This window comes from Enteractinococcus helveticum, assembly GCF_020742345.1.
GTDB classification, from domain to species: domain Bacteria; phylum Actinomycetota; class Actinomycetes; order Actinomycetales; family Micrococcaceae; genus Yaniella; species Yaniella helvetica_A.
Map to the genome: position 1 here is coordinate 68,467 of NZ_DYXC01000069.1, position 24,351 is coordinate 92,817.

The 24,351-nt window shown below is 54.6% G+C and carries 21 protein-coding genes and 1 riboswitch; of the genes, 15 read left to right on the top strand and 6 right to left on the bottom strand.

Annotation, left to right across the window (positions count from 1 at the left end):
• Window positions 1-123: 123 nt before the first annotated feature.
• A riboswitch (SAM riboswitch) is annotated at window positions 124-236 on the top strand.
• 76 nt (window positions 237-312) lie between these two features.
• The 3 genes from K8V32_RS05655 to K8V32_RS05665 are packed head-to-tail and all read left to right on the top strand — an operon-like array spanning window position 313 to window position 3,429.
• Window positions 313-1,650: an O-acetylhomoserine aminocarboxypropyltransferase/cysteine synthase family protein gene (locus tag K8V32_RS05655; RefSeq protein ID WP_303904197.1), complete on the top strand. Its 1,338-nt coding sequence runs from the start codon at window positions 313-315 to the stop codon at window positions 1,648-1,650.
• 16 nt (window positions 1,651-1,666) lie between these two features.
• Window positions 1,667-2,797, top strand: a complete 1,131-nt coding sequence (gene metX, locus K8V32_RS05660; RefSeq protein ID WP_303904199.1) for a homoserine O-acetyltransferase MetX — start codon at window positions 1,667-1,669, stop codon at window positions 2,795-2,797.
• A 5-nt stretch (window positions 2,798-2,802) separates the two neighbouring features.
• Window positions 2,803-3,429, top strand: a complete 627-nt coding sequence (locus K8V32_RS05665; protein WP_303904202.1) for an alpha/beta hydrolase — start codon at window positions 2,803-2,805, stop codon at window positions 3,427-3,429.
• Between the two features lie 411 nt (window positions 3,430-3,840).
• Here the strand turns inward: K8V32_RS05665 and K8V32_RS05670 are convergent, their stop codons facing one another.
• A complete protein-coding gene (locus K8V32_RS05670; RefSeq protein ID WP_303904205.1) occupies window positions 3,841-4,071 on the bottom strand; it encodes an RNA-binding S4 domain-containing protein in 231 nt (76 codons plus the stop codon).
• Between the two features lie 113 nt (window positions 4,072-4,184).
• On the opposite strand from K8V32_RS05670, the gene K8V32_RS05675 reads away from it, so the two are divergent.
• The 3 genes from K8V32_RS05675 to K8V32_RS05685 are packed head-to-tail and all read left to right on the top strand — an operon-like array spanning window position 4,185 to window position 7,647.
• A complete protein-coding gene (locus K8V32_RS05675) occupies window positions 4,185-5,561 on the top strand; it encodes a glycine--tRNA ligase (RefSeq protein ID WP_303904208.1) in 1,377 nt (458 codons plus the stop codon).
• Complete coding sequence (locus K8V32_RS05680; protein ID WP_303904211.1) at window positions 5,562-6,416, top strand: hypothetical protein; 855 nt, start codon at window positions 5,562-5,564, stop codon at window positions 6,414-6,416.
• Between the two features lie 4 nt (window positions 6,417-6,420).
• Window positions 6,421-7,647: a YibE/F family protein gene (locus tag K8V32_RS05685; RefSeq protein WP_303904214.1), complete on the top strand. Its 1,227-nt coding sequence runs from the start codon at window positions 6,421-6,423 to the stop codon at window positions 7,645-7,647.
• Here K8V32_RS05685 and K8V32_RS05690 read toward each other — a convergent pair.
• Together K8V32_RS05690 and K8V32_RS05695 are read right to left on the bottom strand one after the other, a co-directional pair.
• Window positions 7,641-8,822 carry an MFS transporter gene (locus tag K8V32_RS05690; RefSeq protein WP_303904217.1) on the bottom strand — a complete coding sequence of 394 codons (1,182 nt, stop codon included), beginning with the start codon at window positions 8,820-8,822 and terminating at the stop codon, window positions 7,641-7,643. The genes K8V32_RS05685 and K8V32_RS05690 overlap by 7 nt on opposite strands.
• 45 nt (window positions 8,823-8,867) lie before the next feature.
• On the bottom strand, window positions 8,868-9,572 hold the full coding sequence (locus K8V32_RS05695) for a methyltransferase domain-containing protein (RefSeq protein ID WP_303904220.1): 705 nt from the start codon (window positions 9,570-9,572) through the stop codon (window positions 8,868-8,870).
• A 502-nt stretch (window positions 9,573-10,074) separates the two neighbouring features.
• Here K8V32_RS05695 and K8V32_RS05700 point away from each other — a divergent pair.
• The 5 genes from K8V32_RS05700 to K8V32_RS05720 all read left to right on the top strand — a co-directional run bounded on the left by K8V32_RS05700 (window position 10,075) and on the right by K8V32_RS05720 (window position 14,688).
• A complete protein-coding gene (locus tag K8V32_RS05700) occupies window positions 10,075-10,281 on the top strand; it encodes a dihydrofolate reductase family protein (RefSeq protein ID WP_303904223.1) in 207 nt (68 codons plus the stop codon).
• 173 nt (window positions 10,282-10,454) lie between these two features.
• A complete protein-coding gene (locus tag K8V32_RS05705) occupies window positions 10,455-11,951 on the top strand; it encodes a CoA-acylating methylmalonate-semialdehyde dehydrogenase (RefSeq protein ID WP_303904225.1) in 1,497 nt (498 codons plus the stop codon).
• A gap of 8 nt (window positions 11,952-11,959) precedes the next feature.
• The gene (locus K8V32_RS05710) at window positions 11,960-13,021 is read left to right on the top strand and encodes an enoyl-CoA hydratase/isomerase family protein (protein ID WP_303904228.1); all 1,062 of its coding nucleotides are present in this window, start codon (window positions 11,960-11,962) and stop codon (window positions 13,019-13,021) included.
• A 9-nt stretch (window positions 13,022-13,030) separates the two neighbouring features.
• Window positions 13,031-13,912, top strand: coding sequence for a 3-hydroxyisobutyrate dehydrogenase (mmsB, locus tag K8V32_RS05715; RefSeq protein ID WP_303904231.1), 882 nt, complete (start codon window positions 13,031-13,033; stop codon window positions 13,910-13,912).
• 2 nt (window positions 13,913-13,914) lie between these two features.
• Window positions 13,915-14,688 carry an enoyl-CoA hydratase-related protein gene (locus K8V32_RS05720; RefSeq protein WP_303904234.1) on the top strand — a complete coding sequence of 258 codons (774 nt, stop codon included), beginning with the start codon at window positions 13,915-13,917 and terminating at the stop codon, window positions 14,686-14,688.
• 72 nt (window positions 14,689-14,760) lie between these two features.
• On the opposite strand, the gene K8V32_RS05725 is transcribed toward K8V32_RS05720, so the two are convergent.
• Window positions 14,761-16,521: an AMP-binding protein gene (locus K8V32_RS05725; RefSeq protein WP_303904236.1), complete on the bottom strand. Its 1,761-nt coding sequence runs from the start codon at window positions 16,519-16,521 to the stop codon at window positions 14,761-14,763.
• A 216-nt stretch (window positions 16,522-16,737) separates the two neighbouring features.
• Between K8V32_RS05725 and K8V32_RS05730 the strand changes: the two genes are divergently transcribed.
• Genes K8V32_RS05730 through K8V32_RS05745 form a run of 4 tightly spaced genes read left to right on the top strand, consistent with a single transcriptional unit; the run spans window position 16,738 to window position 21,530 of the window.
• A complete protein-coding gene (locus K8V32_RS05730; RefSeq protein WP_303904240.1) occupies window positions 16,738-17,940 on the top strand; it encodes an acyl-CoA dehydrogenase family protein in 1,203 nt (400 codons plus the stop codon).
• Window positions 17,941-17,953: 13 nt separating this feature from the next.
• Window positions 17,954-18,715 (top strand): SDR family NAD(P)-dependent oxidoreductase, encoded by a 762-nt coding sequence (locus K8V32_RS05735; protein WP_303904243.1) that lies wholly within the window; start codon window positions 17,954-17,956, stop codon window positions 18,713-18,715.
• 44 nt (window positions 18,716-18,759) lie between these two features.
• Entirely contained in the window at window positions 18,760-19,914 is a 1,155-nt protein-coding gene (locus K8V32_RS05740; RefSeq protein WP_303904246.1) for an acetyl-CoA C-acetyltransferase, read from the top strand.
• 41 nt (window positions 19,915-19,955) lie between these two features.
• Window positions 19,956-21,530: a fatty acyl-CoA synthetase gene (locus K8V32_RS05745; RefSeq protein WP_303904250.1), complete on the top strand. Its 1,575-nt coding sequence runs from the start codon at window positions 19,956-19,958 to the stop codon at window positions 21,528-21,530.
• A 9-nt stretch (window positions 21,531-21,539) separates the two neighbouring features.
• Here the strand turns inward: K8V32_RS05745 and K8V32_RS05750 are convergent, their stop codons facing one another.
• Window positions 21,540-22,601, bottom strand: a complete 1,062-nt coding sequence (locus K8V32_RS05750) for a hypothetical protein (RefSeq protein WP_303904253.1) — start codon at window positions 22,599-22,601, stop codon at window positions 21,540-21,542.
• A gap of 39 nt (window positions 22,602-22,640) precedes the next feature.
• On the bottom strand, window positions 22,641-24,351 hold a 1,711-nt coding region (locus K8V32_RS05755), incomplete at its 5' end, for an AMP-binding protein (protein ID WP_303904256.1).

The following is a 24,351-nucleotide window of genomic DNA, read 5'->3' on the forward strand; positions in this document are numbered from 1 at the left end:
GGGTGGGTTTTGGAGAGTTGATTGTCGAAATAGTTTCCGGCTATTTGAAATTCTGCTGAGTGTGATAATTCAGGTCAGACCAAGTCGCGGATTTGCTAAATTTCTGGCATAGTAGTCGGTATTGGTCACGAGTGTCAGTAGTAATGCCCCGGCTTACTGACCGGCAACCCTCCACCGCGGTGGGGTGCCCCGGGTGAGGACCAGGTCTCAAGAACAAATAGAGACAAGCGCGGGTCTTCGCGCACGTCATAGTTTACCTGCGCGGCAGACGGGCGTTGAGAGGACCCCTTGAATTAAGAAGGAGTCTTTGCATTGGCACAACGCGATATTACTGACCAGTCCACCTGGGGGCTATCGACCCGACAAATTCATGCGGGTATGGACGTGGATTCAGAATACGGTGCAACCCAGTTGCCTATTTATCAGACCACCAGCTTTAACTTCCCGGATACTGCTGTCGCTGCCGGTCGCTTCGCGTTATCCGAACTCGGGCCCATATACACCCGACTAACAAACCCAACCAACGATGCCGTTGAAAATAAGATCGCTGCACTTGAAGGTGGCGTCGGAGCCGTGCTGCTGTCGTCGGGGCAATCTGCGACTACACTGAGCGTACTCAACGTTGCAGGTGCAGGGGATTCCGTGGTGGTTTCGGCATCGCTCTACGGTGGAACACAAAACCTGTTCAAACACACCTTGCCCCGTTTAGGGATTGAGACGATTTTCATCGAAGATCCTCACGACATGAATGAATGGCGTCAGGCCATCAAAGACAACACCAAAGCGGTCTTTGCAGAGGTTTTAGGCAACCCCAAAGCAGATGTACTTGATCTGCCAGCTCTATCAGCTGTTGCCCACGATGCAGGGATCCCCGTCATCGTTGATTCGACGCTGACCCCACCAACCGTGTTCCGTCCATTTGATCATGGCGCTGACATTGTCATTCACTCCGCAACCAAGTATTTGAGTGGACACGCCAACGTCATGGGCGGGGCAATCGTTGATTCTGGCAACTTTGACTGGACTGCAAGCCCAGAGAAGTTTCCCTGGTTTAACGAACCTGATGAGTCTTATCACGGAATCGTCTTTGGGACAGACTTTGGTCCAAATGGTCCACTAGGTGCCAACCTGTCATACATTCTACGCATTCGTACACAGTTGTTGCGTGATATGGGGAACTCGGCATCTCCATTCAACTCATATCTGATCAACTTGGGCCTCGAGACGCTCTCCTTGCGGATGGAGCGTCACATCGAAAGTGCCCAGCGCGTTGCCGAGTGGCTTGAGGCTCATCCTCAGGTTGAAAATGTCCAATACGCCGGACTGGAATCATCCCCATGGTACAACCGTGCACAGCAGCTCCTGCCAAACGGTACCTCGGGGATTGTCGCGTTCAACATCGTGGGAGGTAAAACGGCAGGACAAAAGTTTGCAGAATCGTTGACCTTGCACAAATTGGTAGCAAATCTAGGCGATGTTCGATCATTAGTCGTACACCCAGCGACCACCACCCACGCACAGCTGTCTGAAGCAGAACAGCTCGCAGCCGGTGTCACTCCGAGCTTGGTTCGGCTCTCGGTTGGACTGGAAAACATTGAAGACATTTTGGACGACTTGCAATCCGGCTTTGACGCCGCTGCAACAGTTTGACAAGGAGTGGAAGGTCATGTCGTTGGATCTTGAATCGGTGACCGACTCGGCAACATACGTCTCGCAATCAGCGATCACCACAGTAAACATCGGCGAACTTCACTTCGAAACCGGTGGGTATCTGCCAAAGGTCGAACTCGCGTATGAAACCTGGGGCACGCTCAATGCGGAAAAATCCAACGCGATCCTCATTCAGCACGCGCTAACCGGCGATACCCATGTCGCATCGTCACAGCTTTCGCCCGAAGCCGGCTGGTGGGAGTACCTGATTGGTCCGGGCAAAACCATCGACACCGATAAGTGGTTTGTCATCGCCGTCAATATGGTCGGTGGTTGCTACGGATCAACCGGACCATCCTCATTAGACAGCGACAAGAATCCCTACGGCTCCCGTTTTCCATTCGTTACGATCCGGGACTCAGTCAACGCTGAGGCAAAACTTGCTGACCAGCTTGGAATTGAACGTTTTCACGCCGTCATCGGTGGTTCAATGGGTGGCGGACGAGCTCTCGAATGGGCCGCGATGTATCCAGATCGCGTGGCTGGTGTCGGAGTAATCGCCTGCGGCGGTCAAGCTACGGCGGAACAGATTGCGTTTGCTCAGGCTCAAGTCGAAGCGATTCGACTTGACCCTGATTTCAAAGGCGGAGACTACTATGGCGGAACCCCACCGGTTCAAGGCCTGGGGATTGCTCGTCGAATCGCACATATCAACTATCGTTCAGAACCAGAATTCAACGTCCGATTTGGCCGTCAGTTCCAGGGGGACGAAAATCCGCTGAATTCACCTGTGGCTACACGAACCGGACGGTACCAAGTAGAGTCCTACCTCGATTACAAAGCCAAAGATCTCGCGGGTCGATTCGATGCTAACTCCTATATTGCGCTGACCGAAGCGCTCATGTCACATGACGTAGGCCGTGGACGAGGGGGACAGGCAACCGCTATCGCGAAGATTACCGCCACACCGTTCATTGTGGCCGTCAATTCCGACAGGCTGTATTTCCCAGAACAAAGTTACCAACTAGCAGCTGACTTCGGCCCACACACCCCGGTACATATGATCGACTCACCCATTGGACACGATGGTTTCTTGACCGATCTGCACCAGGTCGCCGATGACATGATCGCCACGTTAGGACTGTAATACCCATGCACGTACGCTGGTCCCACGAGGCCCCGCGCCCGGAAACTGATCTCGTCGTGTTCCTTCACGGCTTCGGTGCTGACGAGAACGACCTGTTCCCACTGGGCAACTATTTTGATGATCGGTTCACTATCGCCAGCGTGCAAGCACCAAAGCGGCTGCCACCACATTTTGGCGGCTACTGCTGGTTTCCGCTCTCCACCACACTTGATGCCGACATTGGTGACGTGCGTACTGCCATCGTACAGTTAGATGATTGGGTGCAAACGGTTGCTGACAACTATCGTAGTGTGTCATTGTTAGGCTTTTCACAAGGGATGGCAATGGCCACCTCTCTTATGCGCATGCGTCCAGGAATTTATTCGGCAGTGATCGGGTTATCTGGGTTTGTTGTTGAATCCGCTGAGCTCAACGATTTGTTCAAAGACGAGGAGTTCGGCACCTCCGACCAACCCCTATTTTGGGGTTACGACCCGGCTGATCCCATTGTGGCAGCAGATCGCATTCAACAAACAGGTTCCTGGTTACGCCGACGCGTTAATCTCGTTGAAAAAACCTATCATGGTATTGGTCACGGCGTGCATCCTCAAGAAATCAGCCACTTCCTCGAATTTCTCAACGAACACGTGTAAAAAACTTTATCCACGAGAAACCAGGGCTCAGCAGCAGGTGCTGACTGCTCAGCCCTGGTGTTGTGCGTTATGGGATGAGGTATTTGGTGTCAGGATGGCGCGCCTCGAGACATTATCATCAACGCCATCTTGATAGGCATCAAATGCTTTACCCAGCGTATTTTGTGACCTCTGGTGCCATCTTGCCTACGCCATAGGACGTATGGCCAGCTGAACAATTTTCATGTTACGAACCCTGTCCGTGATCTGCACCGGTCGGCAACCGGGGTGTTCGGGGTCATATCCACTTATGGTTTTCGCACACATCTATCCCAAGTGGGTTGTGTCGGAAGAGCAACGTGGGACATAAAACGCATACTGTTTTGTGCAATACGGTTCAGAAGAGTCATATGGGTCGCGTAGCGCTCGAGCTCAAGTGGTTTCAATCACCAAATTCAAATCGAGCTCTGGGATCGTGATGATATCCCCGGCGTGTAATTGCCGACCTCGGCGAGTTTCGGTCTCACCGTTGACCTGAATGTCACCGGCTTGGATCGCATCCCGGGCATCGACACCGTCTTCGACGACGTTAGCAAGCTTGAGCGCCTGGCCCAGTCGGATCATATCGTCGCGAATAGCAAGGGTTTCGTTATTTGTACTCATGACTCCATTGTCACCCACCAACATGAAAGTTTCGACTAACCTAAACTAGTTGCAGGTTAATTCACAACCTCACAGTCAAACGTGTACCTTTTGAAACGGAAAGTGATACCTCCATGGCACAACCGTCCACTCTCGACCAGGTCATCAACCTGGCTAAACGCCGCGGATTCGTCTTCCAGGCCGGTGAGATTTACGGTGGTTCACGCTCAGCATGGGACTATGGACCGCTCGGCGTCGAACTAAAAGAAAATATCAAATCTCAGTGGTGGAACACCTTCGTCCGAGGACGTGGAGATATGGTCGGTGTGGATTCTTCCATTATCCTGCCGCGTCAGGTATGGGAAGCTTCCGGTCACGTGGAAACTTTCGTTGACCCGCTGAGCGAATGTACCGCTTGCAACCACCGTCACCGTTACGACCACCTTGTTGAGGCATTCGAAGACAAACACGGCCGCACCCCAGCACTTGAAGAACTGGCCTGCCCGAACTGCGGCACCCGCGGCAAGATGACCGAACCGCGCACCTTCTCGGGGCTGATCCGCACTTTCCTCGGCCCAGTTGCTGATGATGAAGGCCTGCACTACCTGCGCCCAGAAACGGCCCAGGGCATGTATTTGAACTTCTTGAATGTGGTCAACACTGCGCGCAAGAAACCACCCTTTGGGATGGGCCAGATCGGTAAAGCCTTCCGTAACGAAATCACCCCGGGGAACTTCATCTTCCGCACACGCGAGTTCGAACAGATGGAAATCCAGTACTTCGTGCCACCGGCTGAGGTTGATCATTGGTTCGACATCTGGGTCAATCAGGCACAAGACTGGTTCTTCGGGCTAGGCTTGAAACCCGAGAACCTGCGTCAGTACAACGTCCCAGACGGTGAACGCGCCCACTACTCCTCGGTCACAATCGACCTCGAATACAAATTTGGATTCACCGGCGGTGACTGGGGCGAACTGATGGGTATCGCCAACCGTGGTGACTATGACCTATCGAACCACACCAAGGGTTCCGGCACGAAGATGCAATACTTCGATCAGGCCACCGGCGAGCACTACACGCCGTACGTCATCGAACCATCCTGGGGCCTGACCCGTTCCCTGATGGCGTTCCTGGTAGATTCCTATGCCGAAGATGAAGCCCCAAACTCCAAGGGTGGCGTCGATAAGCGCACCGTGCTGCGTCTGGACCCACGCCTGGCTCCAGTCAAGGCTGCCGTGTTGCCACTGTCGAAGAAGGCCGAACTGTCCGAACCAGCCAATAAGCTGGCCGATGACCTGCGGAAACGTTGGAACGTCGACTACGACGACTCCGGTGCGATCGGTCGACGTTACCGTCGTCACGATGAGATTGGTACCCCATTCTGTGTGACCTTCGACTTCGACTCACTCGACGATAACGCCGTCACCATCCGTGATCGTGACTCTATGGCTCAAGAACGTGTCTCAATGGACAAGGTTGAAAGCTACCTTTCAGAACGTTTAGGTTGCTAAGTGCATATCCGCGAATGGCAAGACGGCGACGATCTGCGACTGCTGGAGGTCTTTGGTGATCCCGGCACCGCACAACACCACCACGACCGCACCATGTTGGGACCCTCCACACAGGACCCCTTTGGTGTGGGACTGGTGGCGGTCGACGACGGTATCCCAGTTGCAGCCGGGGCGATACGTTCACAAGCCATCCATCCACAACGGATGTGGTGTTTTATTGAAACCGCCCCGCTGCAACGCCAACGCGGCATTGCCACAGACCTATTCCGTAAGCTTGCGGCCCGAGCCCCCGAGCATACTGCGTTCAAAGCGCGGTCGGTAACCGGCGATGCAGCCAGTGAGCAGTGGCTGAAAGGCCAATGCTTTCACGAAATACAGCACGTTCAACGCATCGTCGTGGCCGCAGGTTCCTATGAGCCAGCTGAAATCGAAGTACAGCAATTGGCGACTGGCTCAGTCGAGTTATCCCAACTGGCTGCGCAGTATTACAACGCGAGTCATGCGTGGGACCCATCGGAACTGACACTCACTCAGGCTCAACAGCTGCTATTAGCCCCGCGCACCGGAGCCCAGCAGGCCTTCGTGACTCGCCAGGATGGCCGCATCGTTGCTTTTGCGGTTGCTTACCCTGGCCCAATTCCGAATGTGGTCGACCTTTTCGTAGGACACGATCCGCAACACCCGGATCCCTCCGAACACGTCAAAACTCTGTTGGCCGTCACCGGAGAACAGCGCAGTCTGGCCGTTGAGATTGATAACGCCACCACGGTGCTCAACTCGGTTATCGAGCACGCTGTGGCCGCTGATACCGCACTCATTGAACACGAGTCCACCATCTGGGCCACTGACGCCTGAGCTTATGCATAACGTCCCCTCCACAATCCCGGTCACCCGAAAACGTGTCATCACCTGGATGGTAAGCATCCTAGTCCCGCTGGGCATCATACTGATCGCCGCCATGATCTGGCTGTGGCCCTCGGGAACATATCAACAGCTCTCGTTGGATGACCCTTATGGCACCACCGAAAGTTTCGCGGTGGAATCCGGGTCAGTCTCTTCGGTATTTGATAGAGCCTGTGACGGCGGTGCAGAAAGTGGCAGCCCGACCCAAGTTCAACAAGACCTGGAATGTCAGACCGCCCAGGTGACCACCGGACGGGGGACTTATGAGGTCGAAATTCCTGCCCAAGTCAGCGCTTCCACCGAGGTGCTGCGCGGCGATAATGTCAAGATCCTCGTCGGTGAGGACTTGGCTGATACCGGCGTCTTTGTGGACTTCGAACGCACCATACCCGTAGGCTTATTGGCCGCCTTATACGCGGTGGTGGTCGTCGTTGTGGCACGCTGGCGTGGTGTGCGGGCCATTGGTGGACTCATCCTGTCTTTCGTGGTGTTATTTGGTTTCATGATCCCGGCCCTCTTGGAAGGCGGCCCACCGTTTTGGGTCGGGCTGATCGGCAGCATGATGATCATGCTGGTGGTCTTGTACTTTGCTCACGGCATTTCCTTACGAACCACCACGGCCCTGTTGGGCACCTTTATCGGTTTGCTGCTAACCGCAGGACTTGCGGCGTGGGCATCGGATAGTGCGTATTTGATGGGCCTGGGTGAAGAATACTCGTATATGTTGGCCTCGGTGGTCCCAGAGATTCGAGCGTCCGGGATCGTGCTGACAGGGTTGCTTGTTGCGGGGCTCGGCGTACTCAACGACGTCACCATCACCCAGTCTTCTGCCGTGTGGGAGATTAAAGCTGCCCAACCCAATATCACTCCGCGCAAGCTTTTCGCCGCCGGGATGCGCATTGGCCGTGACCACATTGCCTCTACCGTTTACACCATCGCCTTCGCATATGCGGGTGCAGCCCTGCCGATGCTCATGATTGTTTCCCTGTACGATCGGTCGTTGCTGGACTCCATGATGTCAGCCGAGATGGTTGAAGAAGTTGTCCGCATCCTCGTCGGATCAGTGGGCCTGGTTCTGGCAATCCCAATTACCACTGGCATTGCCGTGGCAGTGGCACATGCCGTGGCTGAAACCCAAAACCAGGCACCGACACCTGCCGATGCAGTGACTCACGTTCACTGACGCTGATGGTTGCGACCGAAATACCAGGCAAAAGCTACAGTGGTCATAATGAGAATCGCTGCGCATGCCAGATAGGTGGTCTGAGCACCCCAGTAGGTGAAGCCGATACCGCCGACCAGCCCGGCAAAACCAAGACCGATATCGAAGGTCATATTCCAGGCGACACTTCCCCGATTTGCACTGCCGGCCTGTTGAAACGCCATGAGCAGACTGGCAGCTTGTACACTGCCGGTACCGAACCCAAGGATTGCCATGGCCAAACCCAGCCACCAGCCCGCGGGCAACATTGCCGCAAATACTAGCCCAACCAATGCGGTTACCAGTCCGATGAGCATGACTGTCACAGGCAAGTGCCGGTCCAGGGTCGCGCTGGACAGGAAGCGTCCTATAACGACGAAGATTTGCATCGCGGCAATATATAACACCGGTGAAGCATCGTCAGCGGCTGGACCAAAAGCTAGTACCAGCCCAAATACCGTTAGAACCAACGCCGTCGGCAACAACACCGTAACGAGTCCGGGCACATGCATCTGATCGCGGGGCTCAGCATGGCGCTGCTGACTGGAATGCGGGCCTTGCTGCTGCGTGGCCTCTCGATTCGGGACCGTCAGAATGGCTGGCAACGCCAACACGACTAGAACAAAGTTTAACCAGCGGAAACCGGAACCAGACACCAGGGTAATCAGCCACAACCCCAATGGTGCCGCCACTGCGGTGGCCGCCGCGGTTGTGGCTCCGTAGAATCCCAGAGCTCGACCGAGCCGATTCGGTGGCACAGTCGAGGGCACTACGGCGGTGCCGATGACGACGAGAATACCGAAACCCAGGCCACCGATCACGCTGCTGGTCATGAGTGTGACCACCGGAGTCACCGGGAGAAAACTCAGCAGGTGGCCCGAAGCTTGCAGTCCCAACGCCATAAGAAACGTCCAACGTGAGCCCAGACGATTATTGACCACGGGGACCAGCGGTTGCACAGCCACCACCGCAACCATCATGACTGTGAGTACCGTACCGGCGGTGACTGCGGTGAGGCCCATGTGCTGACCGGCGATGACGAGGGTCGCATAGGTGATAAAAAAGGTGCCGAAACCGAATAGCACCATCCAGATGACGCCCAGAAGAGCCGGTGTGAGCGTGCGCTGTGGTCTAGGCTGCGGAGCAGAAGCTGACATGGACATACCATGACCATAGAGGATGCTGGCTTGCCCAGGACAGGGCTAGGCTTTCAACCGCAGGACTGCTAACAGGAATTCACCGTCTTCGCTGAATGGGTCAAATTGCCAGGTTCCAAACCGTTGGACAACATCTAATCCTGCATCGGCGGCGTCAGCGGTGAACTGAGCATTGGAATAACCACGGGCGAGTTGAAATCCGGTGACAAAGCGGGAATTATCATGCATGTGCTTGGCCACATTGCTCAACGCTGGGAGGCGTTCCCAATCGGCGAGAAAAGTTTGGACATTGCCCGCAGAGACGATGATGTCGAATGACCGAAGCTCACCGTCGTCGTTCAGCAGGGCAAAATCTGCCAGATCCGCTACCTCAAAGTGGGGTTGCGAATATTTGCTACGAGCAACTTCTACCAGGTGTGGATCCAGATCGATGCCAATGACGTCGTGTCCTGCAGCTGCTAAATACCCAGCCAATCGACCATTGCCACAACCGGCATCCAAAATGGCGGCTCTGCGTTGTGCCATGGCATCAATGGCTCGGGCTTCACCGTTGATGTCATTGCCTTCAGCTTCAAGACGTTCCCATCGCTGTACGTAACGCTGTGAGTGTGCTGGATCCTGCATTGCTTGACGCCACTTATTGAGTTCCGGCGTAGACTCTTGCGATTGAGGGTCCGAACGTTGCGGCGCGGCAGACAAACAGAAGGTGTGTCCAGATTCGGGTGCGGGAAGAAAACCATCGGTAGCCATGACCTCATTGTAGAAGCAGGACAGTGATGTCAGTAGGTTTTCCACGGTAGGCAAGATTCCCTGAGGCTATTGCACTGACCGTAGGCCAGCGCTAGTTTAGTCCCACACGGGTTATTGAGGCGATCGGCATGGCACGAATCATCGCATGGGCGATTATGTCTTTGGACGGGTTCTTTGAAGGCAACGAGCCTTGGGATTTGCCGCATCATGGGCATATTTGGGCGCTGATTTAGGCGAACTGAGTCTTCAAATCGGTAAAGAAGTCGGTGTATTAGTGTTTGGACGAAAGACATACCAGGGTATGGCTCAGCACTGGCCTACCGATACGACCGAACCTGAGATTGCACGCTCTATGAATGACGTGCCGAAACTCGTTGCCAGTCGCACGATCACCACAGCCTCTTAGCGGCACACCGAAGTTACTGACGATATTGAGCCTGAACTGTGACATCGTCGCTTCGGTGACGACCGTCCAATATATGTTTTTGGTAGCGCCGTCCTGGTGGATTTTCTGCTCAGTGCAGGGCTGGCTGATGAACTCATGATTGGCCTTGCCCCGGTGGTGCTTGGCAGCGGTAATCCGTTTCTCAAAACGCATTCCACCCGGCGTGAGCTTACCTTGTTAGAAACACTGATGATTGATACTGGCGGTGCCATCCTGCGTTATGCGCCAGATGTGCAGTCCGGATCAGCCGTGCTGCATTGCTAGACTCATGGAGACCACATGCCCGGTTGTCCCGGTATATTGAAGTGTGGCACGCGACACCATAAGCTGGCATATTGGATTGTAGAGGCCGCAGTATGGAATCCGGCCTGCAAAGCGCTGATCCTCACTGAGCTGTAGGGCAGCCCTACGGTTCTGGTCATGTCGGAAGGGACAAAATGACACAAACCCTCACCCACTTCATCAATGGTCAATCCGTGGATGGCACTTCGGGGCGTTTTGCTGATGTTTATCATCCGGCCAACGGTCAGGTCGCTGCGCGTGTGCCGCTGGCCTCGGTAGAAGAAGTCAAGCACGCTGTCGCGACCGCCAAGGCAGCACAGGTTGGCTGGGAAGAACTCAATGCTCAGCGTCGTGCTCGGATTCTTGGCCGTTTCGTCGATCTGGCGCATGAAAATATGGCCGAATTGGCAACGACCCTGTCGAATGAACATGGCAAAACCTTCGCAGACGCCAAAGGCGATGTTCAGCGTGGTCTGGAAGTCATCGAGTTCTGCATGGCAGCCCCGCACCTGCTCAAAGGTGAGTTTTCCAACCAGTCTGGAACCGGCATTGATACCTACTCGATGCGTCAACCTTTGGGCGTCACGGTAGGGATCTCGCCTTTCAACTTTCCTGCCATGATCCCGTTGTGGCAGGCCGGCCCCTCACTGGCAGCTGGCAACGCGTTCATTCTTAAACCTTCCGAACGCGACCCTTCCGTGCCCTTGATGCTGGCTGAACTTTTCAAGCAGGCTGGCATGCCCGACGGCGTCTTCCAGGTGCTCAACGGCGATAAGACTGCTGTCGATGCACTGATAGAACACCCTGATGTCCACGCTGTGGGCTTTGTCGGGTCCACACCTATCGCTCAGGCGATTTACACAGCCGCTGCCCAACACGGCAAACGGGCACAATGTTTCGGGGGTGCAAAAAACCATGCGATCATCATGCCGGACGCGGACCTGGAACAAGCTGCTGATGCCCTGATTGGTGCAGCCTTTGGTGCTGCTGGCGAGCGCTGCATGGCTATTTCTGTGGCCGTTCCGGTGGGTCAAGAAACCGCTGACGCTCTGGTGGAAAAACTGGTCAACAAGGCTCGTCAACTCAAAGTCGGTCCATCGCTGGACCCAGCCTCGGATTTCGGACCGGTCATTACCCCAGAAGCCAAACAGCGCATCGAAGCTGCGATCGCAGCGGGTGTGGATGAAGGCGCCGACCTGGTCCTTGATGGCCGCGGGGTGACCGTTGATGGCCACCAGGACGGGTTCTACCTCGGGGCGACCATTTTCGACCGAGCGACCAAGGACATGTCGATCTATTTACAAGAGATCTTTGGCCCGGTGCTCACGGTAGTTCGTGCTGACAGCTTCGAAGACGCTGTCGCGCTGCCGTCAGAGAATGAATACGGTAATGGGGTCGCCATCTTTACCCGGGACGGTGACACTGCTAGAGAATTTACCCGCCGTGTCGATGTTGGCATGGTGGGCGTCAACGTACCGATCCCTGTACCGATTGCCTACTACACCTTTGGCGGTTGGAAGGCCTCTGGCTTTGGTGATCTCAATCAGCACGGCCCTGATGCATTCCGGTTTGTTACCAAAACTAAGACCGTGACCCAACGGTGGCCGTCGGGTGTGAAAGAAGACGCCAGTTTTACGATGCCAATCCAGTAAAGGAAACTATGTCGCAAGCTGAAATTCTGACTACCGTTCAGGGCGGGCTGGGCGTTATTACGCTCAATCGTCCCAAGGCGGTCAACGCGCTGTCATATAACATGATCGGTTTATTGGACGAGGCGCTCACGACATTCGAACACGATGACGCGGTGCACGCTGTTCTAGTTCGTGGGGCAGGGGATCGCGGCTTATGTTCTGGTGGCGATGTTGTCACACTGTACCAATACGCCGTCGATAACGACTTGGCCGCGGCTGCTCCATTCTTCCGAGATGAATACCAACTCGATTATCGAATTTCAGTCTATCCAAAACCCTATATCGCCATCATGAATGGTCTTGTGTTGGGCGGTGGAGTTGGCATCTCTGCATCCGCGTCGCATCGTGTGGTCACGGACTCTACACGGCTGGGCATGCCGGAAGTGGGGATCGGATTCAGCCCCGATGTGGGTGGACCCTACTACCTTGCCAACGCACCGGCCGGGATCGGAAACTACATAGGCCTCACGGGCACTCACATTTCTGGTGCCGACGCCATCTATGCAGGCTTTGCTGACCTGCGTGTGCCAGATGAGCGAATCGAACAACTCGTGCAGCGTTTAGCAACGATGAGCGAGCCCGGCCATATTGACGCGATCTTGGCCGAGTTTGAAGCGGCAGAAACCTCCGTGTTGGAGACAGAAGCGTATTGGATCCAGGAGGTTTTTTGCGCCGATACCGTGGAGGAAATTCTTCTAGGCGTCCAGCAAGTTGCAGAACAAGGCAACGAACTTGCACAAAACGCTCTGAAAGCTATGCAGCGCCACTCACCACTGGGCATGAAGGTCGCGCTTGAAGCTATCAAACGGGCCAGCAACCTCAGCCTGGCTGAAACCTTGGTACAAGATCTTCGGACCACCATGAATGCCGTTGCTGGCACTGAACTGGCCGAAGGCATCCGCGCCCAACTCATTGATAAAGATCGCAATCCACAATGGACACCCGCCAGACTCGAAGATATCGATGATCACCAGGTCGCTGCGTTTTTCACGAGGGTCGACGGTGTTGACGATCTGGTGATCCAAACCTAAGGACTCATTATGCGTATCGCTTTTCTAGGACTTGGCAATATGGGCTCCCACATGGCCCGAAACCTACATGCCGCTGGTTACAGCGTGACCTGTTACGACATAGTCCAAGAGGCCGTGGATGCAGCAGAACGCGATGGACTGGCTACTGCTGCTTCAGGAGCTGAAGCAGTTGGTGAGGCTGAAGTCGTAATCACCATGTTTCCGGCAGGAGAGCATGTCTTAGCGGCGTATCAAGACGGCTTGCTGGAATCGGCACCTCAGGACACGTTGTTTATCGACTCATCAACGATTTCCGTTGATCACGCCGTTGAGGCAGCACGTCTAGTGACACAAGCCGGACATCGTGCCCTCGACGCCCCGGTGTCCGGTGGCACAGTCGGTGCAGCTCAGGGCACCCTAACGATCATGGTGGGCGGAGACTCGGAGAGCTTCACACAAGCTAAACCACTGTTTGACGTCATGGGCGGCAACATTGTTCATGCGGGGGATACCGGCTCTGGACAAGCGGTCAAGCTTGTCAACAATATGGCTTTGGCTATCAATACGATCGCAGCTGCTGAAGCGTTTAGTCTCGGTGAAAACCTGGGGCTGGACCCGCAGGTGCTCTATGAGGTGATGTCAAGTTCAGCGGCACAATCGTGGTCCATTACAACCAACTGTCCGGTCCCCGGACCGGTACCTGATGCACCCGCCTCGAGGAACTTTCGCCCAGGTTTTGCCACGGCGTTGATGGCCAAAGATCTTGGCCTGGCAAAAGCTGCCATCGAATCTACCGGAACACCGGCAAGCTTTGGCATGGCCGCTTACGAAGCGTACACAGCGTTCAATACCCAGGAAAACTCTGGCAAAGATTTTTCTGCCATCATTAAGGCCAAACAAAAGAAAGGCTAATTTTGTCCAAAGACGTTATCCTCACCGAAGTTGTCGACCGTGTAGGGGTCATCCGCCTCAACCGACCAAAAGCGCTCAACGCGCTCAACCTTGCCACCTTGCACACGGTGGTGGACACAGCAGAAGCCTTTCAAAACGACCCCAACATTATGGCCATCGTGATAACCGGGAATGAGAAAGCTTTCGCCGCCGGTGCTGATATCAAAGAGATGGCCGATAAATCCTATATCGAAATGCATCAGTCGGACTGGTTCTCCGGTTGGAACCGATTCACCGAGATCCGTCTACCCATGATCGCTGCGGTAAATGGATACGCCCTGGGCGGCGGGTGCGAACTGGCCATGATGACAGATATGATCATTGCCGGACCCGGCACGAAGTTCGGGCAACCCGAAATTAACCTCGGTGTTATTCCAGGCATGGGAGGCTCTCAGCGTTTGACGCGTGCCATTGGAAAATCCAAAGCCATGGACATGGTGCTGACCGGGCGCATGATGGATGGTGAAGAAGCTGAACGGGCAGGCCTGGTGGCTCGCCTGGTTGACGACAACAACGTCTTTGACACCGCTATGGAAATCGCCCAGACCATCGCCTCGAAATCGCGCCCTGTTGTTATGACCGCCAAAGAAGCGGTGAATACTGCTTTCGAAACCTCTCTGTCACAAGGGTTGTTAGTTGAACGGCGTGCATTCCATGCGCTGTTTGCACTGGAAGACCAAAAAGAAGGCATGGATGCCTTCAGCAACAAACGCAAAGCCGAATTTAAAGACCGCTGACCCTGTCCGGTACTTCCAAACGCGCGGGTGGCCCACCAGAACCAGCCGGTGGGCCATCAGTTTTCAAGTAGTTTACATGAAATCTGACACAGAATATTCGTGATTGTATCCGCCAGTGGTGGTGCGCGCCGAGAGTGATGTATCGGTCCGTTCACCATCTGCACCGTGGAATTCAGCTTCCTTCTTCCGCAATTCGACTCGACGAATTTTGCCCGAAATAGTTTTCGGCAATTCAGCAAATTCTATACGGCGTATTTTGGCATATGGCGGTAGCTTGCCATCAGTAAAGGCCAGAATGTCTTTGGCAGTCTGGGCCGTGGGCTCATAGCCTGCTGCAAGAACGACATAGGCTTTAGGTACTGATAATCGGATCGGATCGGGCGAAGGCACGACCGCAGCTTCCGAAACCGCCGGGTGCTCAAGGATGGCTGATTCCAGCTCAAATGGTGACAGCTTATAGTCGGAGGCTTTGAAAACATCATCCGTGCGTCCGACATAGGTATAAACGCCATCGACATCGCGATGCATGATATCGCCGGTGTGATAGAACCCGCCATGAAATGCCGCTGCGTTTTTCTGGGGATCCTTGTGATATTCCTTCATGAGCCCTACGGGTCGTGGCTGGATTTTCAGACAGACTTCACCTTCCCCTGGACCAACGATGACCTGGTCGGTGGCTGGATCCAAGAGCGCGACTTCGTAGCCAGGAAGCACACGCCCTAGCGATCCTGGCTTGACGTTCTGACCCGGCGTGTTGGCGATCTGTAGGGTCGTTTCGGTTTGGCCAAAACCATCACGAATCTCCGTTTGCCAAGCGGCCTTGACGGCTTCGATCACGACCGGATTGAGCGGCTCACCGGCAGCAAGCACTTTCGCTGGCGGATTTGTCATCGTCGTGAGATCCTGTTGAATCAGCATCCGCCACACCGTCGGAGGAGCACAGATGGAGGATACGCGCTCGCGGTCCATAACCGTTAAGAGTTGCTGTGCATCGAAACGAGTGTAGTTATAGATGAAAATAGTGGCTTCACCAATCAACGGGGCAAAGAAGTTTGACCAGGCATGTTTTGCCCATCCGGGGGATGCCACATTGAGGTGTTTATCTCCTGGTTCAAGTCCAATCCAATACACGGTTGAAAGGTGCCCCACGGGATAAGAGACATGCGTATGGGCTACCATCTTTGACCGGGACGTCGTCCCAGACGTGAAATAGATCAACGCTGTATCATCGGCTGCGGTAGGCTCGCGTGGCTGGAAAATGTCGCTGGCTTGATAGGAATCGGTGTAGCAATACTGCGGATGCGCGCTGTCGTCTGGTGCTTGGTCCGTTTGCGTGGTGATGACCCTAAAGTCGCCGGGAACTGCATCAAATTTTTGGGCGTTGGCGGGGTTGGTAACCACCCACCGAGCTTCCGAGCGCTCAACCCGTTCTGTCAATTGCTCGGGAGCAAGCATCACGGTGGTGGGTAATAGGACAGCTCCGAGCTTGAAACCAGCGAGCATGGTTTCCCACAACTCATGCTGATTGTCCAACATCACAATGATACCGTCGCCGCGTTTGACCCCGATATCACCCAACCAGTTGGCAACCTGGGACGATCGGGCCGCTAATTGCGCGTAAGTGGCCGAGTAGCGGGAACCATCCTCTTGGACAATCACTAGAGCATCCTGATTTGAACGTTCTGGAGTAGCAGCTAACTGATCAAACCAATCCAGCGCGAAATTGAAGTATTCAAAGCGTGGCCATTCGAATCGTTGACGAGCAGATTCGATATCGGTGCGATGCGCTAGGAGGACGTCTCGAGCTTGTCGAAATTGATCGGTGACAGACATGGGTCTCCTTATCGCCGGGTAAAACAACGTGGTATTTCGACGAGAATTTAGTGTGATCTACCATACATTGCAAACTGCGTTAGGTGGCTTTGGCACACTGAGCAGGCTCGTGGGGCGGGTGCCTTTCGGTGAAGCGAGCTCAACTGTACAATTGTGCAGTGAGGGTTGGGTGATGCTTATATCACCCAACACGTTATCTGTACTCAGAGGAGCCACATGACCGCCCCGACGGATAGTAACTCAGCATTTCCTACCGTGGAACCACCATTTCCTGATGCCGATGTCTTCGACGGAATGTCATTACTCGCACCCGAAGAGCAAGAGGCGTTGCAAGCCATTCGGCGACATATGCAAGGCCAAGTGCGAGAACAAATTATCGACTATTGGAATCGTGAAGCGTTCCCGTTCCAGATGTTGCCAGAACTTGCTGATCTTGGATTAGGGGAGATAGCGGTAGCTGAGCGCTCGTGGTTGTTTCGCGGCTTGGCTTATGCGGAAGTGGCGCGCGCTGACGTGTCGTTGTCAACTCTGCTGGGTATCCATAATGAACTCATTATCGGCATGATTGCCCAATTGGGGTCCGATGCGCATCGGGCAAAATGGTTGGACAAACTGCGTAGATTCGAAGCGATCGGTTGCTTTGCTATGACTGAGCCTGACCACGGCTCCGATATCGCCGGTGGTATCAGTACCACTGCTACAAAGACTGCTGCCGGGTGGCGACTTGATGGTATGAAGCGTTGGATTGGTGCCGGAACATTTGCTGATGTTGCACTTGTCTGGGCTAAAGATACAGCAGATGGGCGAATCAAAGGATTCGTAGTTCCAATGGATCGCCCGGGCATTACCGCCGAAAAAATTCACCACAAGACCGGACTGCGGGTCATGCAAAATGCAGACATAACTTTCGACAATGTGGAAATCCATCAGGCTGATCTGCTGCCCGGTGCCATCGAATTTAGCGCAGCCAATCAGCTGCTTCGTAATTCTCGGGTGTGGGTTGGCTGGCAAGCGTATGGAGCACAACTACATGCCTTTGAAGTCGCTCGGGACTATGCGCTGAGCCGCCACCAATTTGGTCAACCGCTCGCAAAATTCCAACTCATCCAGCAAGAATTAGCCGAAATGATTTCTAATGCCATGGCAACATTTGGATTGATGCACCACGTGGCCCGACTGCAACAAGAAAACCGAGTACAGATGGTGCATGCTGCCATGGCGAAATCTACTGGGTCACGATTGCTGCGGGAGGCTGCAGCACGGGCTCGAAATATTCTGGGTGGCAACGGAATAGTCTCCACATACGAAGCCGCAAAGATTTTCAATGATGCCGAAGTCATCCATACTTATGAGGGAACCTACGAGATCAACTCGCTGATTGTAGCTCGTGCAGTCACCGGCGTGTCAGCTTTTGTGTAGAGAGGATTACTGCGTGGAAATTCAAGGACAAGCGGCAATTATCACCGGTGGAGCATCGGGACTGGGAGCAGCAACTGCACAGGCTTTGGCTCAACGAGGTATGAAAGTTTACGCATTCGATCTTGCCGCAAGTATTGAAAAAGTGTCATCGAATGACGAGGTCGAGTATTTGGAAGTTGATGTCACTGATCACGAATCGATTCGTGCAGGGATCGCAACTGTCAAAGCTGGACAGGAGCCTTTACGTGTCGTCATCAACTGTGCTGGTATTGGGACTCCAGGGCGGATTTTGTCGCGCAGAGGACCCCATGATTTGAATCAATTCGCCCAAGTAATCAACGTGAACCTCTTAGGCACGTTTAATGTGATGACCCTCGGGGCAGAACTGATCGCCGAACAACAGCCCCTCGATGAGGACGGTCAACGCGGTATTGTCATTAATACCGCCTCCGTGGCAGCATTTGAAGGACAAATCGGTCAGGCAGCATATGCAGCTTCCAAAGGTGGTGTTCACTCGCTTACTATTTCGGCAGCACGCGATCTGGCTTCCTATGGGATCCGTGTCAATACGGTGGCACCGGGCATTGTAGAAACTCCGATGATGGCAGGTATCACTCCAGAATTCCGTGAAAGTCTTGAGGCCTCAGTGCCCTTCCCCGCACGTCTGGCTCGACCGGAAGAATATGCTCAGTTAGTCCTCGATCTTATTGGCCATGACTACATCAATGGTCACACGGTTCGGATGGATGGAGCGCTTCGGATGGGCCCACGCTAATAACGCCCCGCACAATTTGAAGAATCGTCCCCGGAAGGAAACCGATGTCAGAAGCATATATTGTTGATGCACTTCGCACACCAGTCGGGCGTCGCAATGGCGCTCTGGCAGAGATCCACCCTGCAGACATGGCTGCAGGCCCATTATCGGCGGTTTTCGATCGAGTTGGCGTGGATACCATGGAATACGATGAAATCATTCTGGGCTGCATCGACCAAATTGGACCACAGTCTTTTGACATCGCTCGCACGGCCTGGCTAGCAGCCGGTGGATCCGAAGCCGTGCCGGGCACGACCATCGATCGACAGTGTGGCTCTGGGCAGCAAGCTGTACACTATGCGGCCCAAGCCGTGATGTCCGGCACTTCGGATTTGATTATTGCCGGCGGGGTACAGAACATGTCGACCATCCCGCTCGGCGCTGCCAACACCATCATGAAAGACCAGGGTTATCCGAATGCCTTTGCAGGATCCAAGGGCTGGACCGATCGCTACGCAGATCAGCAGATTTCCCAATTCATTGGTGCTGAAATGATGGCCAGCCGTTGGGGCATCACCCGAGATCAAGCCGAGGCCTTTGCCGCCGAATCACACCGCAGAGCCATTGCCGCTCAGGAATCTGGGTTCTTTTCAGAAGAGATCATGCCTCTTGGTGGCTTACGCGATGATGAAGGACCCCGGACTCCAAATCGTGCCAAGATGCGTGAGCTCCCAACATTGCAACCTAACGGCGTCCACACCGCTGCTACCGCCTCCCAGATCAGCGATGGCGCTGCAATGCTAGCGATCGCCTCTGAACACGCGGTTAATGAATTTGGGTTGGTACCACGTGCTCGAATCCACCATATTTCAGCTCGAGCCGACGACCCGGTCATGATGCTATCGGCTCCCATCCGTGCTACTCGACACGCACTAGAACGCACCGGTATGGACATCGATGATTTTGATGCCATTGAAATCAATGAAGCGTTTGCATCCGTGGTGTTGTCATGGGAAAAAGAACTACGCCCGGATATGTCAAAGGTCAACATCCACGGTGGGGCCATCGCACTTGGACACCCCATCGGTGCCACCGGAGCACGTTTGATGACCACCTTGTTGCACACGCTGGAGGACAACGGTGGACGATTTGGCCTGCAGACCATGTGTGAAGGCGGCGGACAGGCCAATGTCACCATTATCGAACGGCTCGATACCTAGTCATTGTCGTTTCTCATCTGGCTCACGGCACGGAGGTTAGCGTGAATACCAACAGTCCAACCAACCCGTCAATTGCGGAACAGATCCGAGCAAGTCAACGTAATTCAGTGTCGTTGCAGTTTGCCCGGGTTGCTGCCACTCAACGTGAACGTATAGCACTTAAATACCAGGATCGCTCGTGGACGTACTGGCAGTTGGATCAGGCCGTCACGATTGCCGCGTTGCAACTGCGTGAATTGGGATTGCACCAAGGGGACCGGGTCGCCGTGATGGGGAAGAATTCAGATACGTTTCTGATCTTATTTTTTGCGGCATCCCGCGCCGGTTTAGTCCATGTCCCGATCAATTTTGCTTTGACCGGGCCCGAACTACAGTATCTGGTTTCAGACAGTGCAGCCTCGGCCATCATTGTCGATGACGAATATCTGGACGCCGTCAACAGCATTGCGGAATCTAGCCACTTTGGGCAGGTCATAGCAATGTCTACAATCCTGGACCACGTCCAGGCCGTAAGGAATAACGAACTGGGTTCTAGTGCAGCACTTGCTACAGACGATCTGGATACGGCTGAAGAAACCGATTTAGCCCAGCTGCTGTACACCTCGGGCACCACCTCGGCACCCAAAGGTGCGATGTTGACCCACCGGGCGCTGTTGGCACACTATAACGGTACGATTCCTGCACTAGATATGACTCGTAGCGATAATCCGTTGATCGCCATGCCGCTATACCATTCAGCTGCGCTGCACGTCTTCATCACGCCATACTTATTTCTTGGTGCCACAATCCGTCTGCTCAGGGTTCCTGATATTGCAGAAATTCTGCGCAGAATCGAACAAGAACGTATTGGGTCGCTGTTTCTTGCTCCCACCGTCTGGGTGCCGTTATCACAGCACCCAGATTTAGCGACCCGGGATCTATCATCGTTGACGAAAGCCCAATATGGTGCCTCTATAATGCCGGTGACCGTGCTACAGCGACTACGGGAACAATACCCAGACATCAAGTTTTATAACTGCTTTGGGCAAAGCGAAATGGCTCCGCTGTGCACGGTCTTACGCCCCGAGGAACACGAACAGCGACCCGCCTCAGCGGGCCGACCAATCCCCACCGTGGAACTGCGCATCGCCGATCCGGAAACCGGGCAAACGGTTCCGCCAGGAACCCCGGGGGAGGTGCAATATCGTTCACCACAATTATTTTCCGGATACTGGAACAAGCCAGAGCAAACCGCAGAAGCGTTCATTGACGGATGGTTCCGTTCCGGCGACCTGGTCGTGATGGATGACGACGGATATATTGAAGTCGTCGACCGGATCAAAGATGTGATCAATTCCGGGGGAGTACTGGTTGCCTCTCGAGAGGTCGAAGATGCCTTGTATCGCCACGAAGCGGTTGCCGAAGTCGCCGTCGTGGGACGTCCGCACGAAAAATGGATTGAACAGGTCACCGCAGTCATCGTGCTAAAAGAAGACCACCAGAATGCCACTGCTGAAGAGATTCGAGAATTTTCTCGACAGTACCTTGCACGCCATAAAGTTCCGGGCCATATTGAATTCGTAGCTCAATTGCCTCGAAACCAGTCGGGCAAGCTGCTCAAACGTGAACTGAAGTAGCCAAGAGGCTTATGCCGCGGACAGTAGGCGACGTCGCTGAGAGGTAACCGACCGATTCGGCGCCAGGATGCTGAGCACCCGTACGAACGTCGTCATCCACAATAGTGATAACCCCACCACAATGCTTTCCAATGCGGTTACCGAGATGATCGGGATGAAAAACGTCAACACAATACTTCCGGCGGTCAGGACCACTAAAAGACCGGTGACGACGTGCAAGACGAGGGGGCGTCGAGGCAGCACGAACTGAGTATAGCCGGCAGCAACAACTAACATGCCCAGCGCCGTAAAGGCTGCGACCGCATGAGCACCAGGGCGTTCATCCAGTGGGAACCAACCAACCCCAGCCAGTGCCAATCCGGCCAGTAACCAGATACTCACGACGATGGCAATGCGCGGGACCGCTGAGTCGTCGAGTAGGCGATGTAAATCCCTGCCGATATACGAACCGATGGTGGCCACGAGTAAACCAGCGACCATAATAGTGCCGTTGAATGCCCAGGCACTGACGCCGATGCCCAGCTGGGAGAAGTTGCGTTGCCACCACGTGGGGTCGGCGTCGGTGAGCATTGCAAATACTGTGCCGACGATTAGGAAGGTGAACAGCAGCGCCGCCAGACTGCGGGTACTAAGATCAATGCCGGCCTGAAAGGATAATCTGCCGCCGAGCGCGGCTGCAACACCGGTGACGAAACCTCCACCGATGGGTCCCAGCTCTAGTCCAGGCAGCCCGGAACCAAGCAGCTGGCCCACGAGCAGCACGCTGAGCCCGGTCACCCCGCCAAAGGCGATTGTTACGGCGACAAATGAGAAATGTGAGATCAAGGTTTGCCACAGTGGCATGAATTGGGTTTCCCCGGCACGGTGCAGATACGAGCTGAGGATAAATGCTGCGGCAGCGATGAGTGCGGAGATCAACGCCGCCGGGACGATGATTGAGCTGTCACCGGCAAACGGGCGGACTTGACCCCAAAAGACGATAACTGCGGTGCCAAAGCCGATAATAAAGGAGCCTAGGGTCGCCCACAGGGCTAGGGTTTGTTCCGTTAACGCCTGTTCAACCGTCTCCATAGTCCCATCAAACCATATGGAGTTTAATACTTTGGGTGGTTAGCGGAACTGGGTGTCAGTGTATTCGTGCCCGTAACCCTGGGTGGTCGTGCGCACCGCCATGACCTGGGCGGTGTGTTGACCTTGGTCTCCGTGGGTGTGGATTTCATCTTCCCGAAGCACTACGCGGCGGATCTTTCCGGAGACGGTTTTGGGCAGTTCGGTGACAAACTCTAATCGGCGAATTCGCCCGTAGGGCGGTAGAACGGACCGGGCGTGAGCAAAAACCGCTTGTGCGCTTTCAGGTGTTGGCGTGTGGCCAGGTGCCAGTACAACATAGGCTTTTGGTACGGCGGTTCGCACCGGATCGGGACTGGGCACCACAGCGACTTCAGAAATTACCGGACATCCCATCAGCCCATTTTCTAACTCGAATGGGGACAGTTTATAATCGGAAGCCTTGAAGAGGTCATCTGCTCGACCAACATAGGTGTAGACGCCGTCGTCGTCACGCGACATCAGATCCCCGGTGAGATACAGGGTGTTGCCAAAGACTTTCAGATTGCGCTGGTCGTCTCGATAATATCCGGGCGTCAAACCGACGGGACCGGGGTCGAGGCGCAGTGCGACCTGACCGGTGCCGGACCCAATAATGAGTTCGTTGGTCACTTCATCGACCAGTTCGACGTTGAAACCAGGCAGCGGTTTACCCAGTGCTCCGGCGGGCACGTTCAGGCCGGGCGTGGTGGCGATTTGTAGTGTCGTTTCGGTCTGGCCGTAGCCATCACGAATGGTGACACCCCAGGCGTCGCGGACTTTTTCCAGGGTCGACAGATTCAGTGGCTCGCCGGCGGAGACCGCATTGCGCGGGGGAGTGTTGATCCGACCCATATCGGCGTGGATGAGCATGCGCCACACGGTTGGTGGAGCACACAGGCTGGTGACGTCGAATTCTTCGATCACGTCCAGGATAGTTCCTGCATCGAATCGAGCATAGTTGACCGATAATATGGTGGCTTCGCCAATCCAGGGGCCAAAAAATGACGACCAGGCGTGTTTGCCCCAACCGGGCGAGGAAATATTGAGGTGGACGTCGTCGGCGTTGACCCCCAACCAGTACAGGGTAGAAAAATGGCCCACCGAATACGATTGCTGAGTGTGTAACACCATTTTCGGTTCACTGGTGGTACCCGAGGTGAAATACACCAGCATTTCAGCATCGGCTGGGGTGGGACCATCGATGACGAATGGGGTTGTCGCAGCATAGGCGTCAATGAACGCGTGGGTTCCAGCAACCGGGTTGTCTCCGGTGACAATCAACCCGATGTCCGACATATCAACGCCGTGGGCCTGCAGATCAGAAAATTTTTCGACGTTCTCCTGGTTGGTCAGCACCCAATTGACCCCGGCTCGATTGATTCGTGAGGCGAGAGCATTTGGTTGGAGCATAACCGTCGTCGGTAAAATGACCGCGCCAATTTTGATGGCGGCCAGCATGGCCTCCCACAATTCAACTTCGTTATCGAGCATCATCATGAACTTATCGCCGCGGGTGACGCCTAGGGATTGGAACCATCCGGCCACCCGGGTGGAACGCGCAGACAGTTCTGCGAAAGTCAGACACGTTGTCCCAGCGTCACCGGTGACGATCAGTGCGGGTTGATGTGCGCGCACGGGATCGTTGCCTAGAGCATCAAACCAGTCCAGACCGAAGTTGAAGTGCTCGAATTGGGGCCAGACGAATTTTTCAGCGACCTCGGTTGGATCCAGC